The organism is Massilia sp. SYSU DXS3249 (assembly GCF_053668055.1).
The window spans coordinates 76,694-96,685 of record NZ_JBSIPX010000021.1 but is presented as its reverse complement, the minus strand read 5'-3'; the positions used below and the strand labels follow the sequence as shown (position 1 = coordinate 96,685).

At 64.8% G+C, this 19,992-nt stretch carries 18 protein-coding genes; 11 read left to right on the top strand and 7 right to left on the bottom strand.

Going from position 1 to position 19,992, the window contains the following annotated elements; genetic code table 11:
- Positions 1-253: 253 nt before the first annotated feature.
- The 3 genes from ACWCIA_RS20275 to ACWCIA_RS20265 form a co-directional block, all read right to left on the bottom strand.
- Complete coding sequence (locus ACWCIA_RS20275) at positions 254-1,342, bottom strand: type II asparaginase (RefSeq protein ID WP_454166230.1); 1,089 nt, start codon at positions 1,340-1,342, stop codon at positions 254-256.
- A gap of 63 nt (positions 1,343-1,405) precedes the next feature.
- Positions 1,406-2,695 (bottom strand): amidohydrolase family protein, encoded by a 1,290-nt coding sequence (locus tag ACWCIA_RS20270; RefSeq protein ID WP_454166229.1) that lies wholly within the window; start codon positions 2,693-2,695, stop codon positions 1,406-1,408.
- 83 nt (positions 2,696-2,778) lie between these two features.
- Positions 2,779-4,047 (bottom strand): dicarboxylate/amino acid:cation symporter, encoded by a 1,269-nt coding sequence (locus tag ACWCIA_RS20265; protein ID WP_454166227.1) that lies wholly within the window; start codon positions 4,045-4,047, stop codon positions 2,779-2,781.
- A 194-nt stretch (positions 4,048-4,241) separates the two neighbouring features.
- Here ACWCIA_RS20265 and ACWCIA_RS20260 point away from each other — a divergent pair, with 194 nt between their 5' ends.
- From ACWCIA_RS20260 to ACWCIA_RS20240, 5 genes are all read left to right on the top strand, one after another.
- Complete coding sequence (locus ACWCIA_RS20260; RefSeq protein WP_454166225.1) at positions 4,242-4,967, top strand: amino acid ABC transporter ATP-binding protein; 726 nt, start codon at positions 4,242-4,244, stop codon at positions 4,965-4,967.
- Between the two features lie 210 nt (positions 4,968-5,177).
- Positions 5,178-6,227, top strand: coding sequence for a dihydroorotase (gene pyrC, locus ACWCIA_RS20255; RefSeq protein ID WP_454166223.1), 1,050 nt, complete (start codon positions 5,178-5,180; stop codon positions 6,225-6,227).
- Positions 6,228-7,052 carry a DUF3025 domain-containing protein gene (locus ACWCIA_RS20250; RefSeq protein WP_454166221.1) on the top strand — a complete coding sequence of 275 codons (825 nt, stop codon included), beginning with the start codon at positions 6,228-6,230 and terminating at the stop codon, positions 7,050-7,052.
- 11 nt (positions 7,053-7,063) lie between these two features.
- Positions 7,064-8,050 (top strand): Gfo/Idh/MocA family protein, encoded by a 987-nt coding sequence (locus ACWCIA_RS20245; protein ID WP_454166219.1) that lies wholly within the window; start codon positions 7,064-7,066, stop codon positions 8,048-8,050.
- 100 nt (positions 8,051-8,150) lie between these two features.
- The gene (locus ACWCIA_RS20240) at positions 8,151-8,486 is read left to right on the top strand and encodes a hypothetical protein (protein WP_454166218.1); all 336 of its coding nucleotides are present in this window, start codon (positions 8,151-8,153) and stop codon (positions 8,484-8,486) included.
- Positions 8,487-8,596: 110 nt separating this feature from the next.
- Here the strand turns inward: ACWCIA_RS20240 and recG are convergent, their stop codons facing one another.
- Positions 8,597-10,657: an ATP-dependent DNA helicase RecG gene (gene recG, locus ACWCIA_RS20235; RefSeq protein ID WP_454166216.1), complete on the bottom strand. Its 2,061-nt coding sequence runs from the start codon at positions 10,655-10,657 to the stop codon at positions 8,597-8,599.
- 105 nt (positions 10,658-10,762) lie between these two features.
- On the opposite strand from recG, the gene queA reads away from it, so the two are divergent.
- The 5 genes from queA (at position 10,763) to secF (ending at position 16,538) form a co-directional block, all read left to right on the top strand.
- A complete protein-coding gene (queA, locus tag ACWCIA_RS20230; RefSeq protein ID WP_454166215.1) occupies positions 10,763-11,797 on the top strand; it encodes a tRNA preQ1(34) S-adenosylmethionine ribosyltransferase-isomerase QueA in 1,035 nt (344 codons plus the stop codon).
- Between the two features lie 6 nt (positions 11,798-11,803).
- Positions 11,804-12,943, top strand: coding sequence for a tRNA guanosine(34) transglycosylase Tgt (gene tgt / locus ACWCIA_RS20225; RefSeq protein ID WP_454166213.1), 1,140 nt, complete (start codon positions 11,804-11,806; stop codon positions 12,941-12,943).
- Positions 12,944-13,234: 291 nt separating this feature from the next.
- Entirely contained in the window at positions 13,235-13,567 is a 333-nt protein-coding gene (yajC, locus tag ACWCIA_RS20220) for a preprotein translocase subunit YajC (protein WP_454166211.1), read from the top strand.
- Between the two features lie 57 nt (positions 13,568-13,624).
- Positions 13,625-15,502, top strand: coding sequence for a protein translocase subunit SecD (gene secD / locus ACWCIA_RS20215; protein ID WP_454166210.1), 1,878 nt, complete (start codon positions 13,625-13,627; stop codon positions 15,500-15,502).
- Positions 15,503-15,518: 16 nt separating this feature from the next.
- Positions 15,519-16,538: a protein translocase subunit SecF gene (secF, locus tag ACWCIA_RS20210; RefSeq protein WP_454166208.1), complete on the top strand. Its 1,020-nt coding sequence runs from the start codon at positions 15,519-15,521 to the stop codon at positions 16,536-16,538.
- Positions 16,539-17,181: 643 nt separating this feature from the next.
- Here the strand turns inward: secF and ACWCIA_RS20205 are convergent.
- From ACWCIA_RS20205 to ACWCIA_RS20195, 3 genes are all read right to left on the bottom strand, one after another.
- Positions 17,182-18,015: an HDOD domain-containing protein gene (locus ACWCIA_RS20205; RefSeq protein WP_454166206.1), complete on the bottom strand. Its 834-nt coding sequence runs from the start codon at positions 18,013-18,015 to the stop codon at positions 17,182-17,184.
- An 83-nt stretch (positions 18,016-18,098) separates the two neighbouring features.
- Positions 18,099-18,380, bottom strand: coding sequence for a hypothetical protein (locus ACWCIA_RS20200; RefSeq protein WP_454166204.1), 282 nt, complete (start codon positions 18,378-18,380; stop codon positions 18,099-18,101).
- Entirely contained in the window at positions 18,377-18,802 is a 426-nt protein-coding gene (locus ACWCIA_RS20195) for a MarR family winged helix-turn-helix transcriptional regulator (protein WP_454166203.1), read from the bottom strand. Before ACWCIA_RS20195 ends, ACWCIA_RS20200 begins: the two co-directional genes overlap by 4 nt.
- A 280-nt stretch (positions 18,803-19,082) precedes the next feature.
- On the opposite strand from ACWCIA_RS20195, the gene ACWCIA_RS20190 reads away from it, so the two are divergent.
- Positions 19,083-19,985 (top strand): DMT family transporter, encoded by a 903-nt coding sequence (locus tag ACWCIA_RS20190; RefSeq protein ID WP_454166202.1) that lies wholly within the window; start codon positions 19,083-19,085, stop codon positions 19,983-19,985.
- Positions 19,986-19,992 lie beyond the last annotated feature (7 nt).

Below are 19,992 nucleotides of genomic sequence, written 5' to 3'. Positions count from 1 at the left end.
GCGCCGCAGGGCCCCAAGCGGCCAAAGAAGAAAGTCCACGTTTCAGCCGAAGAGAAGCGCCGCCATGTATCGACAGCGCGCGTGCTAAAGGATGGCTTCGTTAGATAACACCTTTAAAGAACTGGCACAAGTGCCCACCCTACGAACCCCGGATACGTAGCGTGTCCCGTAGGGTGGGCACCCCGTGCCCACGCGGATTCAACTGGCCACGATCAGGGCACGCAACAGCGCCACGTGCCCGTGCAAATCGCTTTTAATACGTACTAAACATCCGCTGAATATCCCGCGTATTGTTCGTCTTGGTCAGCGCCAGCATCAACAAAATACGCGCCTTCTGAGGCGACAGATTATCCCCCGCCACGAAATCGAGCTCGTCGTCATTCGCCTCGCCGTTGCGCGCGACGATACCCTGGCCGACGCGCGAGGAGCGCACGATGATCACGCCCTTCTTGCGCGCAGCCGAGAGTGCAGGGCGCACCTTGGCCGGCAGCGAGCCATTGCCCACGCCCGCATGCACCAGTCCCTTGGCACCCGTCGCCACCAGCGCCTCGACCGCCGCCGGCCCCACGTTCGCGTGCGCATAAGCCACCTCGACAGCCGGCAGGACCGACAGGTTCATGACATCGAACTCGGTCTCCACCGTATGACGGCGCAGCGCCGCGCGATAAAAATAGGGCTTGCCGCCCTGGATGTAGCCGAGCATGCCCAGTTCCGCCGCGCGGAAGGTGTCGGTCGTGGTCGTGTTCGCCTTGGTGACGTCGCGTGCGCCGTGGATCTGGTCGTTCATCGCGACGAGCACGCCGCGTCCGGCCGCATCAGGCGAGCCGGCCAGCATCACCGCGTTGTACAGGTTGATCGGGCCGTCGGCCGAGAGCGCGGTGGACGGGCGCATCGACCCGACCACCACCACCGGCTTTTTACTCTTGACGACCAGGTTCAGGAAGTAGGCCGTCTCCTCCAGCGTGTCGGTGCCGTGGGTGATGACGATGCCGTCCACGTTCGCCTGCGCCAGCAGGGTGTTGACGCGCTTGGCCAAGGTCAGCCACTGCTCGTTGCCCATGTTTTCGCTGGCGATCTGGAACACCTGCTCGCCGCTGACGTTGGCGACTTTCGTCATCTCCGGCACGGCCTGGATCAGCGCCTGCACGCCGACGGTGGCGGCCGTGTAGCCGACCGTGGTGGTGCTGGTGGCCCCGGTGCCGGCGATGGTCCCGCCGGTGGCGAGGATGCTCACGTTCGGCAGCTTGGCCGCGGCCTGGGTTTGGGCCTGCGCCGCGACGGCAACACAGAACAGGAAGCCGAACAGCGCGGTGGCCGAGCGGGCGGTCTTTTGGAACAGCATGCTACTTCTCCTTAAATGCGAAACCTGCTTCCGGCCGAAGCGAGGAAGCAGGTTCCAGGCGTCTTACTGCTTGTAGACGACGCCGTCCTTCATCACAAATTTCACTTGCTCGAGCAGCTTCACGTCGCGCAGCGGGTCGCCGTCGACGGCGACGATGTCGGCAGCAAAGCCCGGTGCGACCATGCCCAGGCGCTGCGGCTGGTCGAGCAGGGCGGCGGCGTGGACAGTGGCCGAACGGATGGCCTCGATCGGCGACATGCCCGCTTCGACCATGTAGCCGAACTCCTTCGCGTTCTCGCCGTGCGGGAAGACGCCGGCGTCGGTGCCGAAGGCGATCTTGACGCCGGCCTTGTGGGCGCGCGCAAACGTCGCCTGCAGCTGCGGGCCGATGGCCGCCGCCTTCGGGCGCACCAGGGCCGAATAGTAGCCCTCCTGCTTGGCCTTGTCGGCGACGTAGCGGCCGGCCGAGATGGTCGGCACGTACCAGTGGCCGGTCTTCTTGAACAGCGCCACCGTCTCGTCGTCCATCAGCGTGCCGTGCTCGATCGAGTCGACGCCGGCGCGCAGCGCGCGCTTCATGCCTTCGGCGCCGTGGGCGTGGGCCGCGACGCGGAAGCCGTAGTCCTTGGCGGTGCTGACGATGGCCTTCAGTTCGTCTTCGGTGTACTGCGAGTTCTGGCCGTTCGCCGCCTGGCTCAGCACGCCGCCGGTGGCGGTGATCTTGATCAGGTCCGCGCCTTCCTTGTAGCGCTGGCGCACGGCCTGGCGGCCCTGTTCGGGGCTGTCGATCACGCCTTGTTCCGGTCCCGGCGTGCCGACCTTCTCGCTCAGGAAGTGCGACAGGTTGTTGGTCGGGTCGGCATGGCCGCCGGTGGTGGCGATCGATTTACCGGCGGTGAACATGCGCGGACCGGGCACCGCGCCGGCCGCGATCGCGCGCTTCAGCGACACGTTCAGGCCATCGGCCGCACCGAGGTCGCGCACCGTGGTGAAGCCGGCCATCAGCGTGCGCTCGGCGTACTTGACCGAGCGGAAGGCCATGTCGGCCGGATCGGCGGTGAGGCGGTCGCGGTAGGCGTCGACCGCCGGCGCCGTTTCGCTGGTCAGGTGCACGTGCATGTCGATCAGGCCCGGCAGGCAGGATTTGCCCGACAGGTCGATGTTCCCGGCGCCCTGGGTCATCGGCCCGACCGATTTGATGGTGCCGTTCTCGACCACGATGCTGACGCGCTCGCGCCAGGTGCCGCTTTTCACGTCGAGCAGGCGGCCGCAATCGACCGTCTGGGTGGCGGCATGCGCCACATTCGCGCCATTCAGGACTACCAGTAAACCTGCTGCATACAGCTGCTTCATGTGTTCTCCCCCATGCTTTTTTATAAAAAAAGGCCTCCCATCGCTGGAAGGCCCGGTGTAATGCGCGCTGCTTCCGCTGCTTGTTAGCGCAGCGGCGATGTGGCGACGTCCTTGTGCGGTACCGGTTCCTCGAGGTCGCCCTCCCACTTCGCCACGACGGCGGTGGCGATGCCGTTGCCGATCACGTTGGTGGCCGAACGCGCCATGTCGAGGAAGTGGTCGATGCCCAGCAGGAGCAGCAGGCCCGCTTCCGGGATGTTGAACTGGGAGAGCGTGGCGGCGATCACGACCAGCGAGGCGCGCGGCACGCCGGCCATGCCCTTCGAGGTCAGCATCAGCACCAGCATCATCGTGATCTGGGTCGACAGCGACAGCTCGATGCCGTAGGCCTGGGCGATGAAGACGGCCGCGAAGGTGCAGTACATCATCGAGCCGTCGAGGTTGAACGAATAGCCGACCGGCAGGACAAAGGCGGCCAGGCGGTTCTTGACGCCGAACTTCTCCAGGCTTTCCAGGGTTTTCGGGAAGGCCGCTTCCGACGAGGCGCAGGTGAAGGCCAGGATGGTCGGCTCTTTCAGCAGGCCGATCAGGCGCAGCACGCGCGGTCCGAGGAAGGCCATGCCGGCCAGGATCAGGATCACCCACAGCAGGATGATGCCGAGGTAGAACTCGGCCATGAAGATGCCGTAGGTTTGCAGCACGCCGAGGCCGCTCTTGGCGATGACGCCGGCGACCGCCGCGAACACGGCGATCGGCGCGAAGTTCATTACATAGCCGGTGACCTTCAGCATCACGTGGGCGACGCCGTCGATGGCGTCGATCATCGGCGTGGCGCGCGCGCCGACGGCCGCGGCGGCGACGCCGAAGAACAGCGAGAACACGACGATCTGCAGGATCTCGTTCTTGGCCATGCCGTCGACGATCGAGGAAGGAATCAGGTGGGTGATGAATTCCTTGAGCGTGAGGTTGGTGGTGGCAATGCCCGAATCGCTGCCGATCGGCGGCGCCATGCCGGCCGCGAACATCGCATCGCCCGGACGGAACAGGTTCACCAGGATCAGGCCCAGCGCCAGCGAGATGATCGAGGCGATCACGAACCAGCCCAGCGCCTTGACGCCGATGCGGCCGACTTCCTTGGCGTCGCCCATGCGCGCAATGCCGACCACCAGGGTCGAGAAGACCAGCGGCGCGATGATCATCTTAATCAGGCGCAGGAACATCGTCGTAATCAGCGACATCTTGTCGGCGAAGGCGGCGGGGTCGGCGAAGTACTTGTTGGCGATGTAGCCCATGACGACGCCGAGGGCCAGGCCGATCAGGATGTAAGTAGTGAGGCGGTTTCGATTGTTCATATGCTTCCAGTGGTCGGCCTGCGCGTCCGCCCGGCAGGCCGGAACTGGTGGTTCTGGCGTGCCGGGCAGGGCTGTTGTCGGTGGTGCTAGGGCGAACGAAGGCTCGTTCTGAGTATCTTGGCAAGTTCCGCAGTATCCTAGGCACTGTTAGTGCTGTCAAGCACGCTCAAGATGCTGAAACAACAGGTAAACCGATGATCGAAATTGACAAGGTCAGCAAATGGTACGGCGACTTCCAGGTGCTCGCGGAATGCAGCACGCAGGTGGCGCGCGGCGACGTCGTGGTGGTCTGCGGACCCTCCGGTTCCGGCAAATCCACCCTGATCAAGACCGTCAATGGACTCGAGGCCGTGCAGCAGGGATTGATTCGCGTCGACGGCGTGGCGGTCACCAGTCGCAGCACCGACCTGCCGAAGCTGCGCGCGAAGATCGGCATGGTGTTCCAGAACTTCGAGCTGTTCCCCCACCTGTCGGTGCGCGAGAACCTGACGCTGGCGCAGGTGAAGGTGCTGGGGCGCAGTAAAGAGGAGGCGGTCAAGCGCGGCCTGGCCTACCTCGACCGCGTCGGCCTGCTGGCGCAGCAGGACAAGTTCCCCAGCCAGCTCTCGGGCGGCCAGCAGCAGCGCGTCGCGATCGCCCGCGCGCTGGCGATGGACCCGGTGGCGATGCTGTTCGACGAGCCCACTTCCGCGCTCGACCCGGAAATGATCGGCGAAGTGCTGGACGTGATGGTGAAGCTCGCCCAGGACGGCATGACCATGATGGTCGTCACCCACGAAATGGGCTTCGCCCGCAAGGTGGCCGACCGCATCGTCTTCATGGACCACGGCCGCATCGTCGAGGACACGCCGAAGGACGCCTTTTTTACTTCCCCGCGCTCCGAACGGGCGAAGGAGTTCCTTGCCAGGATCATCCACTAATGTAGGGGTGGAGGAGGCCAGTGGCCTCCTCCACGGCTTCACCGGAGTCCCCGACTCCACGCGTTACGCGCTCTTCCGCGAGCCCGCAACCGCAACAACCCTTCCGATGCATTGCCATTTTGCTTACCCTCCGCCTCCATCCCGGGACAGGCGCGGCGAACCATTCCCTATACAGGTAAAATGACGCCGTCCCGCAATCCGAGAGCCGCCATGTCCACCATCGAGACCCCACAATCCATCACGATCACCCGTCCAGACGACTGGCACCTGCACCTGCGCGACGGCGCGGCGCTGGCCAGCGTGCTGCCGCATACCGCGCGCCAGTTCGCGCGCGCCATCGTGATGCCGAACCTGAAACCGCCGGTCACCACCACCGCCGACGCCGCCGCCTACCGCGACCGCATCCTGGCCGCGCTGCCTGAAGGGATGTCGTTCGAGCCGCTGATGACGCTCTACCTGACCGACAACACCGATCCCGACGAGATCCGCCGCGCGCAGGACACCGGCTTCATCCACGCCGTGAAACTGTACCCGTCCGGCGCCACCACCAACTCGGCGGCCGGCGTCACCGACCTCAGGAAGTGCTACAAGACGCTGGAAGTGATGCAGGAAGTCGGCATGCCGCTGCTGATCCACGGCGAAGTCACCGATCACGACATTGACCTGTTCGACCGCGAGGCCGTCTTCATCGAGCGCGTGATGCGTCCGCTGCGCCGCGACCTGCCGGCGCTGAACATCGTCTTCGAGCACATCACGACCAAGGACGCGGCCCAGTACGTGGCCGAAGCCGAGGGCCCGATCGCCGCCACCATCACGGCCCACCACCTGCTCTACAACCGCAACGAGATCTTCCGCGGCGGTATCCGGCCTCACTATTACTGCCTGCCGGTCCTGAAACGCGAAGAGCACCGCCTGGCGCTGGTCACGGCCGCCACCAGCGGCGACGAGCGCTTCTTCCTCGGCACCGACTCGGCCCCGCACGCCATCGGCGCGAAAGAGTCGAGCTGCGGCTGCGCCGGCTGCTACACCGCGCTGCACGCGATGGAGCTGTACACCGAAGCCTTCGCCCAGGCCGGCGCGCTCGATAAACTGGAAGCCTTCGCCAGCTTCAACGGCCCGGCCTTCTACGGCCTGCCGCGCAACGAGGGCACGATCACGCTGGTGCGCGAATCGTGGAACCTGCCGGCCACGGTGCCGATGGGAGAGAACGAGCTGGTGCCGCTGAACGCCGGCGAGCGGATCGACTGGAAGATGTTGTAAGTGGCGTCGGAGATCGCGCTGATCGACTGGTCGCGGCCGTGGTACGACGCGGTGCGGCCAGCGTACGAGGCGCTGGCGCTGGCGCTGGCGGGCGAGGATTTCGCAGGCGCCTTCAACCGCAACGCCGCGCGTCTCGCCCTGCGCAACCACCTTGACCTGCCGATCAGCTTCGTCCCGCAGGAATCGCTGCCCGAAGGGACGGCCTATGAAGAATTCATCAGCGCCACCGGCAACGTACCCACGCGCGACAACCTGCACGACTTCTTCAATGGCCTCGTCTGGCAGACCTTCCCGCTGATCAAGCGCGAACTGAACGCGCTGCAGGCTGCGCAGATCGCGGCTGCCGGCGTGGGCAAGTCGCGCGGGCCGGCGCGCGACGCCGCCACCATCTTCGACGAAAACGCGGCGATCCTGGTCGTGCGCGCATCGAGCGCAGGACGCGAGCTGGTCGACGAACTGCGCGCGCACTGCTGGGAAGGAGCACTATTCGAAAAGCGAGCCCTGTTCGAAAAGCGCGCCATGTTCGGCCCCGACGCCCAACTCTGGCTGTTCGGCCACGCGCTGATGGAAAAGCTGGTCGCACCACGCAAGGCGATCACCGCGCATACCCGCGTGCTGTTCGCGGAGGACGATTATTTCGCCCTCGGCCCTGATGCCCGGCGCGCCTGGATCGATAAAAACGTCGCCGCCACGCTGCGCAGCGAAGCCCTGCATACGTCAAGCTTCACACCGCTGCCGGTGCTCGGCGTGCCCGGCTGGTGGCCGGATCAGGACCGCGACTTTTATTCGGACGCGAGCGTCTTCCGCCCGAAACGCATCGCATGAAGGAACCCATCATGACCGACCCCGTACGCTGGGGCATCCTCGGCACCGGCAAGATCGCGCGCGCCCTGGCCACAGCCATCAAGGACGTGCCGGATGCGGTACTGGCCGGCGTCGCCTCGCGCAGCCAGGACAAGGCCGACGCCTTCGCCGCCGAATTCGGCGGGACGGCTTACGGCTCCTACGAGGCGCTGGCGGCGGCAAGCGACATCGACCTGGTCTACGTCGCCACCCCGCACCCGCAGCACGCCGCCAATGCGCTGCTTGCCTTGGGAGCGGGGAAGGGCGCGCTGGTCGAAAAGGCCTTTACGGTGAACCGGCGCGAGGCCGAAGAAGTCGTCGCCCTGGCGCGGTCGAAACGCCTGTTCCTGATGGAGGCGATGTGGACGCGCTTCCTGCCCTCGCTGCTCGAGGTCAAGCGCATCATCGCCTCGGGCGAGATCGGGGAAGTCAGCCAGGTCGTGGCCGACTTCGGCTTTACGGCCAGCTTCGGCCCCGAGCACCGCGTGTTCAATCCGGAGTTGGGCGGCGGCGCGCTGCTCGATCTCGGTATTTATCCTTTGTCGATCGCGGCCAGCCTGCTCGGCCCCGTGGTCGAGGTGAAGGCGCAGGCGCAGATGGGCGCGACCGGCGTCGACGTGCAGACCGCGTTCACCTTGAAGCATGCGGGCGGCGCCATGTCGGCCTGCAGCTGCTCCTTCCTCGCGCGCACGCCGGGCGAGCTGACGGTGTCCGGTACCCGCGGCCATGTGCGCATGAACACCATGTTCCACCGCGCGCGCTCGGTGACGGTGGCCCTGGACGATGGCAGCACGCGCACGGTCGACACGCCCTATCTTGGCAACGGCTACGTGCACGAAGTCATCGAGGCCCAGCGCTGCTGGCGCGCCGGGCTGGTCGAAAGCCCGGGCATGACGCACGACGAGACGCTGGCGCTGATGGGCGTGATGGACGAAATCCGGCGCCAGATCGGGCTGGTCTACGAGGCCGACCGCCGCTGATCTTTGCGCCACACTGCGCGGCGTATGCATGTTGACAATGGAACGCGGCAGGCGAATACTCGGCTGCTGTCCGCTTCCATCATCCCGTTCCGGAGTCCCCATGCATACCTTGCGCACCATCCTCCTCGCCGCCTGCCTACTGCCTATGGCGGCGTACGCCGATCCCGTTCCCCAGGAAAAAATGCACTACGTCGGCGACTGGCAGGGCAAGGACATGCGCCTGCAACTGTCGAAAGAAGGCAAGGTCCAATACAAGCGCGACCAGCCGGGCAAGAACATCAACCTGAACATCGAACTGAAGGGTTTTAACGGCGACAACTTCGACGCCGGCGTCAGCATCGTGCGCTCGACTTTTGTGGTCAGCAAGCCCCCGCATCGGGTGGGGGACAAGTGGAAGATGACGGTGGATGGGGTGGAGCTGACCAAGGTGGACTGAGGCTTTTGTAGGGTGGACGGCTTTGCCGTCCACGCGTTCAAGCTCCGTATGAAATACCTGCTCGGGTGTTCTTGCCTGGGTTGAACGCGTGAGCGGCGAAGCCGCCCACCCTACACCTTCAAGAACTCTTCGCGCCCACCGAGCCACCTCGCCAGGTGCGCATCCACAATCGCAATACTCTCCGCCGTCTCCCGCTCCAGCAAACTGGCCGCGATATCGCGCGCGTGTTCCACCAGCCACTGGTCCGTCTCCAGGTCCGCAAAGCGCAGCATCGCCTGACCCGACTGGCGCGCGCCGAGGAATTCGCCCGGCCCGCGAATCTCCAGGTCGCGCCGCGCGATCTCGAAACCGTCGGTCGTCTCGCGCATCGTCATCAGGCGCTGCTTGGCCACCTGCCCGAGCGGGCTCTGATACAAGAGCAGGCACACGCTGGCCGCCGAACCCCGGCCGACGCGCCCGCGCAGCTGGTGCAGCTGCGACAGGCCGAAACGCTCGGCGTGCTCGATCACCATCAGCGAGGCATTCGGCACGTCGACGCCGACCTCAATGACGGTGGTCGCCACCAGCACGTGCACCTCGCGCGCCGTGAAGGCATCCATCACCGCCTGTTTTTCGGCCGGCTTCATGCGCCCGTGCACCAGCCCCACCTGCAGGTCGGGCAGCGCCTCGGCCAGCGTCTCGTAGGTCTCGGTCGCGGTCTGCAGCTGCAGTGCTTCCGACTCCTCGATCAGCGGGCAGACCCAGTACACCTGCCGCCCCTCGAGCGCCGCCGCGTGCACGCGTTCGATGACTTCCTCCCGCCGGTTCTGGTCGATGGCGCGGGTGACGATCGGGCTGCGGCCGGGCGGCAGCTCGTCGATCACCGACACTTCCAGGTCGGCGTAATAGGTCATGGCCAGCGTGCGCGGGATCGGGGTGGCCGACATCATGAGTTGGTGCGGCACCAGGCCGTCGCTGCCCTTGTTGCGCAGGGTGAGGCGCTGGCCGACGCCGAAGCGGTGCTGCTCGTCGACGATCACCAGGCCGAGCTTGGCGAACTGCACCGTGTCCTGGATCAGCGCGTGGGTGCCGATCACCAGGCGCGCTTCTCCCGATTCGACCATCTCGCTGGCGGCAAGCTTGTCCTTCTTTTTCAGGCTGCCGGTGAGCCAGGCGACTTTCACGCCGAGCGGCTCCATCCAGGCCGCGATCTTCCTGAAATGCTGCTCGGCGAGGATCTCGGTGGGCGCCATCAGGGCGGCCTGGTAGCCGGAGTCGATCGCCTGCGCCGCGGCCAGCGCCGCGACCACCGTCTTGCCGCTGCCGACGTCGCCCTGGAGCAGGCGCTGCATCGGATAGCCCTCGCGCAGGTCGGCGCGGATCTCTTTTAAAACACGTTGCTGGGCGCCGGTCAGCGAGAAGGGCAGGACACCCAGCAAGCCTTCGGTCATCTGGCCCATCGCGCGCAGATGCGGCGCGCCCTTGTCGCGGCGGGCGCGCTGGGCGCGTTTCAGCGAGAGCTGCTGCGCCAGCAGTTCGTCGAACTTCATGCGCGTCCAGGCCGGATGCGATTTTTCCATCAGCGCGTATTCGTCGACGTCGACCGGCGGGTAATGCAGCAGTTTGACGGCCGGCTCGAAGTCGATCAGGCCCATCGCGCGCCGCACGCTTGGCGGCACCGTGTCGGTCCAGTCCACGCGGCGCATCGCTTCCCCGATCGCGCGGCGAAGGATGGGCTGCGACAGGCCTTCGCCCGACGGATACACCGGTGTGAGCGAGGTCGGCAGCGGTGCGTTCTCGTTCACCACTTTATAAGTCGGGTGCACCATCTCGGCCCCGAAGAAGCCGTGCTTGATTTCGGTGCGGGCGCGCACGCGCACCCCTTCGGCCAGCTGCTTGACCTGGCTGCCGTAGAAATTCATGAAGCGCAGCAGCAGGTCGCCGCTGTCGTCGCTAATGGTGACGAGCAGCTGGCGCCGCGGTTTCAGGGCGATCTCGTTCTTGATCACCACGCCCTCGACCTGCGACACGTGGCCGCCACGCAGGCAGGCCTCGCGGATCGGCACGATCTTCGTCTCGTCCTCGTAGCGCATCGGCAGGTGCAGCACGAGGTCCATGTCGCTGCGCAGGCCGAGCTTGGCGAGTTTGGTTTGTGTCGTTTTCGGGGCGGGAGGGGTCTTTGGGGCGGGCATATCGCGGCAAATTGACGTGGTTCAGCGTAAAATAGAAGGTTCGCCGCACGTACTTGGGGCCATATTGTAAGGCTGCCAGCTCTTATTTTCCCAGAATTGACCAGAATGTATTCGCTTTCCGATTTCGATTTCGACCTGCCGCCCGAGCGCATCGCGCAACTGCCCCTGCCGGACCGCTCGGCGTCGCGCCTCTTGCAGCTCGATGGCGACCGCATCACGGACCGCCATTTCGCCGACATCGTCGACCAGCTCCAGGCCGGCGACCTGCTCGTGATGAACAACACGCGCGTCCTGAAAGCCCGCTTCTTCGGCGTGAAGGAGACCGGCGGCCAGGTCGAGGTGCTGGTCGAGCGCGTGCTGGACAACCGTACGGTGCTGGCCCAGGTACGCGCCTCCAAGTCGCCCAAGCCCGGCAACCGCATCCGCCTGGCCGACGCTTTTGACGTCACCACGGGCGAACGCGCCGGCGAGTTCTTCACCCTTCACATAGATGAGGAGGGGGGCGACGTGTTCGACCTGATCGAGGCCCACGGCCGCCTGCCGCTGCCGCCCTACATCGAGCACACGGCCGACGAATTCGACGAGCAGCGCTATCAGACCGTGTACTCGAAGGAGCCGGGCGCCGTGGCCGCGCCGACCGCCGGCCTGCATTTCGACCAGCCGCTGCTCGACAAGCTGGTGGCGAAAGGCGTCAACATCGCCTACGTGACCCTGCACGTGGGCGCCGGCACCTTCCAGCCGGTGCGCGTCGAGGATCTCTCGCAGCACAACATGCACACCGAGTGGTACACCATCGCCCAGGAGACGGTGGACGCCGTGCGCGCGGCGAAGGCGGCCGGGCGCGACGTGGTCGCCGTCGGCACCACGAGCCTGCGCGCGCTGGAATCGGCCTCCCAATCGGGCGAGCTGGTCGCCGGCAGCGCCGACACCGCTCTCTTCATCACGCCCGGCTATCGCTTCAAAACCGTCTCGCGCCTGATCACCAACTTCCACCTGCCGAAGTCGACCTTGCTGATGCTGGTGTCGGCCTTTGCCGGGTATGCCGAGATCCGCAAGGCCTACGCGCATGCGATCGCCAACGAATACCGCTTCTTCAGCTACGGCGATGCCATGCTGCTGACTACCACTTCACGTCAATAAGACCCGATGCTCGAATTTACCCTCCTTAAAAAAGACACCAGCGGCCTGTCGCACGCGCGCCGCGGCCGCCTCACCCTGAACCACGGCACCATCGAGACGCCGATTTTCATGCCGGTCGGGACCTACGGTTCCGTCAAGGCCATGGACCCGGTCGAACTGAAGGCAGTCGGCTCGCAGATCATCCTCGGCAATACCTTCCACCTGTGGCTGCGCCCGGGCATCGAGGTGTTCAACAAGTTCGGCGGCCTGCACGGCTTCATGGGCTGGGACAAGCCCATTCTGACCGACTCGGGCGGCTTCCAGGTGTTCTCGCTGGGCGCGATGCGCAAGATCACGGAAGAGGGCGTGACCTTCGCCTCGCCGATCGACGGCTCCCGTAAATTCCTGTCGCCGGAAGTGTCGATGCAGATCCAGCGCGCCCTGAACTCGGACGTGGTGATGCAGTTCGACGAGTGCACGCCGTATGAAATCGACGGCCGCGCCGCGACCGCCGAAGAAGCGGCGAAATCGATGCGCATGTCGCTGCGCTGGGCCCAGCGCTCGATGAACGAATTTAACAAGGGCGAGAATCCGAACGCGCTGTTCGGCATCGTCCAGGGCGGCATGTACGAGCACCTGCGCGACGAATCGCTGGCCGGCCTGGAAGAGATCGACTTCCCGGGCCTGGCGATCGGCGGCCTGTCGGTCGGCGAGCCGAAGGAAGACATGCAGCGCATCCTGGCCCACGTCGGCCCGCGCCTTCCGGAGAACAAGCCGCACTACCTGATGGGCGTCGGCACGCCGGAAGACCTGGTCGAAGGCGTGGCCAACGGCGTCGACATGTTCGACTGCGTGATGCCGACCCGGAACGCGAGGAACGGCTGGCTGTTCACGCGCTTCGGCGACGTCAAGATCAAGAACGCGCGTTATAAAGAAGACACGGCGCCGCTGGACGAGTCCTGCACCTGCTACTGCTGCAAGAACTTCTCGCGCGCCTACCTGCACCACCTGCACCGCTCGAACGAGATCCTGGGCGCGCGCCTGAACACGATCCACAACCTGCACTATTACCTGAACCTGATGCAGGAGATGCGCGACGCGATCGATGCGGATGGTTTCAATGCGTTCCGGATCCAGTTCAAGGCCGACCGGGCGCGCGGGGTGTAATACATCCTCGATTGCGCTGGCGGTGGTTGAACGCGTGGACGGGGAACCCGTCCACCCTACGTCGCCGCGTCGACCCGTAGGGTGGACGGCTCCGCCGTCCACGCGTTCAGCCAGCGATACCTATCCCACCCCTCCTATCCGGCGAACCCATCCGGTCAACGCCCTTCGCATCTTCTCCGATTTCCAACTTGCAATTTCTGAATGTCATTCCCATATACCGCGGAATGGCCGCTGGCAGTTCGCCGGTGCTAGAATACAGCGCTAATTTTTTATCTCACAATCGGAGTCCTTGTGTTCATTTCCAACGCGTACGCGCAAACCACCACCGCCGCCGATCCTGGCCTGATGGGCAGCCTGACGACCTTCGCCCCGCTGATCATCATGTTCGTGGTCATGTATTTCCTGATGATCCGTCCCCAGCAAAAGCGCCAGAAAGAAATGAAAGCGATGATGGACGCGCTGGCCAAAGGCGACGAAGTCGTCACCGCCGGCGGCATCCTGGGCCGTGTCGTGCAGGTGAAAGACGCGTACGTCACCCTGGAAGTGGCGGCCGGCACCGAGATGGTCGTGCAAAAGAACGCCGTCACGACGCTGCTGCCGAAGGGCACGCTCAAGGCCCTGTAAGCCCGCGTTGCGGCCCGCAAGGGCCGCGCGCCGCTCAACATTGAACGCTGGAACACTATGAATCGCTATCCCGTCTGGAAATACATACTGATCGCCGTCGCGCTCCTGTTGGGCGCGCTGTACACGGCGCCCAACTACTTCGGCGAATCGCCGGCCTTGCAGGTCACCACCGGCAAGACGACGGTCAAGATCACGAGCGACACCACGACGCAGGTAGCCGATGCGCTCAAGCGCGAAGGTGTTCCGGCAAACCAGATTTCGCTGGACGGCGTGGGTAACTCGGCGGCCGTACGCGCCCGCTTCAACACCACCGACGCCCAGTTCAAGGCCAAGCTGGCGCTCGAGCGCCAGCTCAACCGCGATCCGGCCGACCCGGATTACATCGTCACCGTCAACCTGGTCAAGAATACCCCGGCCTGGATGCAGTCCCTGCGCGCACTGCCGATGAACCTCGGCCTCGACCTGCGCGGCGGCGTCCACTTCTTGCTGCAAGTCGATTCGCGCGCCGTGCTGGAAACCAAGATGAAGGGCATGCAAGCGAGCGTGCGCAGCATCCTGCGCGACAAGAACATCCGCCACGCCGGCATCGAGCGCAACGGCAACACCGTCGAAGTCGCCTTCCGCGATGCCGAAACCCGCGCCGCCGCCCGCACCACGCTGGCCGGCCAGTCGCAGGACCTGCAGCTGACCGACGCCGCCGACGGCAGTGAGCTGAAACTGCTGGTCACCCTGAAGCCGGAAGCGCTCAAGCGCACGGTGGAAGAGGGCGTCAACCAGAACATCACCACCCTGTCCAAGCGTATCAACGAACTGGGCGTGACCGAGCCGGTCATCCAGCGCCAGGGCGCCGACCGCATCGTCGTGCAATTGCCGGGCGTGCAGGACGTGGCCCGCGCGAAGGACATCATCGGCCGCACCGCCACGCTGGAATTCCGCTTGGTCGATCCGACCATCACCCCGAACACCGAACTGTCGGCGACCATCCCGCTGAATTCGGAACTGTTCACCGAAGGCCGCGGCGCCCCGGTGGTCGTCTACAAGGACATCATCCTGACCGGCGACTACATCTCGAGCGCCGTCGCGACCTTCGACCAGAACCAGCAGCCGGCCGTTTCGCTGGACCTGAACGGCGACGGCGGCCGCCGGATCCGCCTGGCCACCCGCGAAAACGTGGGCAAGCGCCTGGCGGTGCTGCTGAAGGAAAAGGGCAAGTACACGGTGCCGACGGCCCCGACCATCAACCAGGAACTCGGTTCGACCTTCCAGATCACCGGCATCGGCAGCATCGAAGACGCGAACGAGCTGGCGCTGCTGCTGCGCTCGGGCGCCCTGTCGGCGCCGATGGAATTCATCGAGGAACGCGTGGTCGGCCCGCAGCTGGGCGCCGAAAACGTCAGCCGCGGCCTGCATTCGACGGTCTGGGGCTTCGTCGCCATCGCCGTTTTCATGATCGTCTACTACCACATGTTCGGCGTCTTCAGCTCGCTGGCGCTGGCCGCCAACGTGATGTTCCTGCTGGCCCTGCTGTCCATGCTGCAGGCAACGCTGACCCTGCCGGGTATCGCCGCAATCGCGCTGGCGCTCGGTATGGCAATTGACTCGAACGTGCTGATCAACGAGCGCATCCGCGAGGAACTGCGTGCCGGCGCCACGCCGCAACAGGCGATCACGAACGGCTTCAGCCACGCCTGGGACACGATTTTCGACTCGAACGTCACCACCCTGATCGTTGGCCTGGCGCTGCTGATCTTCGGTTCGGGTGCGGTGCGCGGCTTCGCCGTCGTGCACACCCTGGGCATCCTGACCTCGATGTTCTCGGCCGTGTTCGTCTCGCGCGGCCTGGTGAACCTGTGGTACGGACGTCGCGGCAAGAAACTCACGAAGCTGTCGGTGGGCACGGTCTGGACGCCAGGCCTGCCAGCTGAAAAGAAATAAGGACTAGGGACTCGTCATGGAATTTTTCAAAATCAAACGGGACATCCCGTTCATGCGCCACGCGTTGATCTTCAACGTGATCTCGGCGCTGACCTTCGTCGCCGCGGTGTTCTTCCTGGTGACCAAGGGCCTGCATTTCTCGGTCGAGTTCACCGGCGGCACCGTGATGGAACTGCGTTATCCGCACGCCGCCGACCAGGAAAAGATCCGCGCCACGCTGCGCTCGATCGGCCACGAAGCGCCTGAAGTGGCCAGCTTCGGCACCGCCCAGGACATCATGCTGCGCCTGCCGCCGGTGAAAACCGCCGCCGGCGCGACCGTGTCGTCGGAAGCGTTTGCCGCCATCTGCGCCTCCGAAGGCGGTACGCCGAAGCAGATCACCGTCACCGAAAAGGGCCAGCAAGTGGCGCGCACTACCTGCGCCAACCCGGCCGGCGCCGAAGTCGTGACCCTGCAGCGCGTCGACTTCGTCGGCCCGCAGGTCGGCGACGAGCTGGCCCAGGACGGCCTGAACGCGCTGATCATGGTCATCGTCGGCGTCGTGATCTACCTGGCCGTGCGCTTCGAATGGAAGTTCGCCGTCGCCGCCATCCTGGCGAACCTGCACGACGTCGTCATCATTCTCGGCTTCTTCGCCTTCTTCCAGTGGGAGTTCTCGCTGACCGTGCTGGCGGCGATCCTGGCCGTGCTCGGCTACTCGGTCAACGAATCGGTCGTCATCTTCGACCGTATCCGCGAAACCTTCCGCAAGCAGCGCAAGATGAGCGTGACCGAGGTCATCGACCACGCGATCACCAGCACCATCTCGCGTACCATCATCACCCACGCCTCGACCCAGATCATGGTGCTGTCGATGCTGTTCTTCGGCGGCCCGTCGCTGCACCACTTCGCGCTGGCCCTGACGATCGGTATCTGCTTCGGTATCTATTCGTCGGTGTTCGTGGCCGCTGCGCTGGCGATGTGGTTCGGCGTCAAGCGCGAGGACCTGATCAAGCCGGTCAAGGAAAAGGACGAGACCGACGGCGCCGTCGTGTAAATCGTTCCGCGGCGCGCTCATGCGCGCTGCATGAAAAAACGCCGCCCCGGCTCCGGCCCGGGCGGCGTTTTACATTGTTACACCACGGTTTACGCAAGGATGTGCGCGAAAAGTGACATTTCGGGAACTTGTGTGAGTTGACGCACAGAGCAGCCCGCTTGCCGAACCTTATAGTGGAACTGTCTCTTTCAGGACATCCCTAGTTTTGGACTTCACCCGCTCCACTGGAGCGGGTTTTTTTTTGCCCTTGCGCCTCGTCACGCGACAAACGGAAAAATGTCACATCAGTGTGAATTGGCGCACAGAGTGTGCGGGAACCGGGAACTATAGTGGAACTGTCTCTTTCAGGACATCCCTAGTTTTGGACTTTGCCCGCTCCCTGAGCGGGCATTTTTTTTTTGGAAGAACCGTAGGGGGGACGGCTTTTGCCGTCCACGCGTTCAACGCGCGGGGAAAAATCGAATCGCGATTTGAATATTGTGGTTGAACGCGTGGGCACAGGGCGCCCACCCTACGGGAGAGGTTCCGGGCGGTAAGGTGGGCGCCCCGTGCCCACGCGGACCCAGCAGGCCATGAACGGCACAGGCAACAGCCCCAGCATCAGACGCATACGGTTTAACCAATCAAACCGCACGCCGGCGTCTTACATCAACGCCGCCGTCAAACTCTGCACCTCATGCGCCGACTCTTCCATGATGCGCGCCAGCGTCCCATCCCCCACCGCGAAATCGATGGTCGCCGCAGCCGCCACCGTGGTCGCCCCCGGCCGCTCCAGCAGGGGAGACGGCACCGGCGACAAATCGTTCGCCAGCAGCAGGGTGTCGCCCAGCGTTTCCGGCGGCAGCGCGCGCATGCCGTTCCACATGGCTTCGATCGCCCCCATCACCGGCGCCGGCACGCCCAGGCGCAGCAGCACGCCGCGGCCGATGGCCACTTCGCCATGCTCGAGCCATTCGTCAGCGCCGCCGTCGAGCAGCCCCGGATACGCGTGCGCCTGCGACAGCAAATAAAAGCCGCCCACTTCATGCACGATGCCGGCAAACATCGCCGTCTCCGGGTCGACGAACGACACCCGGCGCGCGATCACCTGCGCCAGCGCGGCCACGTGGGCCGAATGGCGCCACAGGGCGTCGGCACGGGCACGCAGGTCGGGATCGGTGATTTCGCTGCTCAGCTGGCGCACGATGACGGTGGCGGCAAGCGCCCCCAGCGTGCGGAAACCGACGCGCTGCACGGCCGCGCGCACATTGGTGACGTCGTTGCCGGAGCGGTTGTAGGTGACGGAATTGGCGATCGCGACGGTACGCGCCGCCAGCAGCGGCTCGGCCTGCACCAGGCGCGCGGCGGCGTCGGCGTGGCAGTCGGGATCGTTCAGGGCTTGCTGCAGCCTGAGGGTGGCGTCGACATTCGTCGGGAAACTGAGTTCGCCGCGGATGGCCTGGGCCGCGATACTCTTGAGGGCGTCAAGTCTGTCCATCGAAAAATTATAACCTCAATGGTCAGGCCAGCCCCAGGCAAAGTTTGCTCTAGGGCACTTTTACAACGCCGCTGAATGTGTGCTTACTCTTCGCTGAAGATGGCGTCGAGGCCGTCCTTCGGCTCTTCGGTGTCTTCCAGCTCGTCGACCAGGCCGAGGTCGATCAGTTCCTCGACGGCGTTCATGAAGCTGTTCAATTTGGCGGCGCCGATCAGGCGATAGATCTCGCCGGCCTCGTTGCGCACGCCGATCAGCATCTTGTGCTGGCGGACTTCTTCCTCCGACGCCACGTCGAGCAGGATGTTGCCGATGATGTGCTTGTCGAAGTGGGCGGGCTTTTTGCCCTCGAGCAGGGTAGTTTTCAAGATTCTTCCTTTTGTTGTAGTGATAACGGGACCGGGCGTGCCGCCTGGCTGATGCGTTCGCGCAGCTTTCGAAGCTGGCCATCCAATTCCTCGAACTCGGCATCGCTGAACCCGGCGAATAGCTGCTTGCCGTGCGCGATTACTTTCGGGAACACGTCGCGGAACACCGCCTCGCCCTCCCGCGTCAGGCGCACGAAAAACGAGCGCTTGTCGTCGCTGCTGCGCTCGCGCAGCACCAGGCCCTTCAGTTCCAGGCGCTCGATGACGCCGGTCAGCGTGCCCTTGGTGATCAAGGTGCGCTCGCCCAGTTCCTTGTAGCTCATGCCGGGCGTATTGCCGAGCGTGGCGATGATGTCGAACTGTGCGTGCGTCAGGCCGTAGTGCCGCACCGATTCGCCTGAATACCGCTCGAAGCCTTGCATGCACTCGGCCAGCAAGCGGACGCTCTTTAAATATCGTTCCCCCATGATGCGGAATTATAGCCTCCGGCAGCGCTTTGCCCTCCCACCACTTGGAGCGCCTAACAAAACCTCCATAGCTGCGTTGCAGCTCCTCGCCGTACAGTCGTACTGTCTTCGTCGCTGCGCCTTGCTCTGAAGGTTTTGTTAGGCGCTCCTATCTGTCATGCGCGCCAGTTAGCTTTTCACTGTCGAGGCGCGTACCATAGTCGCTTTTGCCAATCTGCCACATCGCACGCACCACATGACCCGCCACCTCCACGGCATCCTCGCCCTGTTGCTCGTCACCCTCGTGTGGGGCACGACCTTCCCCGCCATGAAGGACCTGACCGGTCATTTCTCGGCGGTCTGGATCATCCTCGTCCGTTTTGCGCTCGCTGCCCTGATCCTGTCCCCCTTCCTGTGGCGCGGCAAGCTGGACGACATGCGCTCCGGCGCGATCCTCGGCGGTTTGTTGTTTTTCTGCTTCGTGTTCCAGGTCGAAGGCCTGGCGCTCACCAGCTCCAACCGCAACGCTTTTATTTGCGGCCTGAACGTGCTGGTGGTGCCGCTGCTGGGCGTGCTCGGCGGACGCCTGCCCGAGCGCCGCATCGTGCTGGCCCTGGTCATGTCGGTGCTGGGGCTGGCTGCCTTGTGCTGGGACGGCGGCGCCTGGGGCCTGGGCGACTCGCTCGCCCTGATGAGCGCGCTGTGCTTCGGCGTCTACGTCAAGGTGATGGAAGTGCGCACCCGCCGCGCCACACGCCTGCTGACGGTGACCGCCAGCCAGATCGCCACCGTCGCCCTGTGCGCCGCGCTCTGGCTGCTGGCGCGCGAAGTGCCAGGCGAGGCCGCAGCGCGCGGCGCCTGGCTGGGCGGCGTGATTGAGGCGATCGGCCAGCACAGCTGGAACTTCCTCTACCTCGGCGTGATCGCCACCGCCGCCATCATCTCCCTGCAAACCTGGGGCCAGTCGCGCACGACCGCCAACGAAGCGGCCGTCGTCTACGCCTTCGAACCGGCCGCCGCCGCCTTCTTCGGCTTCCTCTGGCTGGGCGAAGCGCTCACCGCCCGAGGCTGGCTGGGTGGACTGCTGTTGATCTCCGGTATGATAGTCAGTCAATGGAATTCCGAGCGCCGGCCCGCCGCCGCGCTCGCCCCCGAGTGATGACGTT

What these genes read in the sequence shown, in the direction of transcription:
- ACWCIA_RS20245 (WP_454166219.1), top strand. Translation starts at nt 7,064, where the DNA reads ATGACCGACCCCGTACGCTGGGGCATCCTCGGCACCGGCAAGATCGCG.
- queA (WP_454166215.1), top strand. Translation starts at nt 10,763, where the DNA reads ATGTATTCGCTTTCCGATTTCGATTTCGACCTGCCGCCCGAGCGCATC.
- ACWCIA_RS20275 (WP_454166230.1), bottom strand. Translation starts at nt 1,342, where the DNA reads ATGCTGTTCCAAAAGACCGCCCGCTCGGCCACCGCGCTGTTCGGCTTC.
- ACWCIA_RS20190 (WP_454166202.1), top strand. Translation starts at nt 19,083, where the DNA reads ATGACCCGCCACCTCCACGGCATCCTCGCCCTGTTGCTCGTCACCCTC.
- ACWCIA_RS20260 (WP_454166225.1), top strand. Translation starts at nt 4,242, where the DNA reads ATGATCGAAATTGACAAGGTCAGCAAATGGTACGGCGACTTCCAGGTG.
- ACWCIA_RS20265 (WP_454166227.1), bottom strand. Translation starts at nt 4,047, where the DNA reads ATGAACAATCGAAACCGCCTCACTACTTACATCCTGATCGGCCTGGCC.
- pyrC (WP_454166223.1), top strand. Translation starts at nt 5,178, where the DNA reads ATGTCCACCATCGAGACCCCACAATCCATCACGATCACCCGTCCAGAC.
- tgt (WP_454166213.1), top strand. Translation starts at nt 11,804, where the DNA reads ATGCTCGAATTTACCCTCCTTAAAAAAGACACCAGCGGCCTGTCGCAC.
- secD (WP_454166210.1), top strand. Translation starts at nt 13,625, where the DNA reads ATGAATCGCTATCCCGTCTGGAAATACATACTGATCGCCGTCGCGCTC.
- ACWCIA_RS20240 (WP_454166218.1), top strand. Translation starts at nt 8,151, where the DNA reads ATGCATACCTTGCGCACCATCCTCCTCGCCGCCTGCCTACTGCCTATG.
- ACWCIA_RS20205 (WP_454166206.1), bottom strand. Translation starts at nt 18,015, where the DNA reads ATGGACAGACTTGACGCCCTCAAGAGTATCGCGGCCCAGGCCATCCGC.
- ACWCIA_RS20195 (WP_454166203.1), bottom strand. Translation starts at nt 18,802, where the DNA reads ATGCAAGGCTTCGAGCGGTATTCAGGCGAATCGGTGCGGCACTACGGC.
- ACWCIA_RS20270 (WP_454166229.1), bottom strand. Translation starts at nt 2,695, where the DNA reads ATGAAGCAGCTGTATGCAGCAGGTTTACTGGTAGTCCTGAATGGCGCG.
- recG (WP_454166216.1), bottom strand. Translation starts at nt 10,657, where the DNA reads ATGCCCGCCCCAAAGACCCCTCCCGCCCCGAAAACGACACAAACCAAA.
- secF (WP_454166208.1), top strand. Translation starts at nt 15,519, where the DNA reads ATGGAATTTTTCAAAATCAAACGGGACATCCCGTTCATGCGCCACGCG.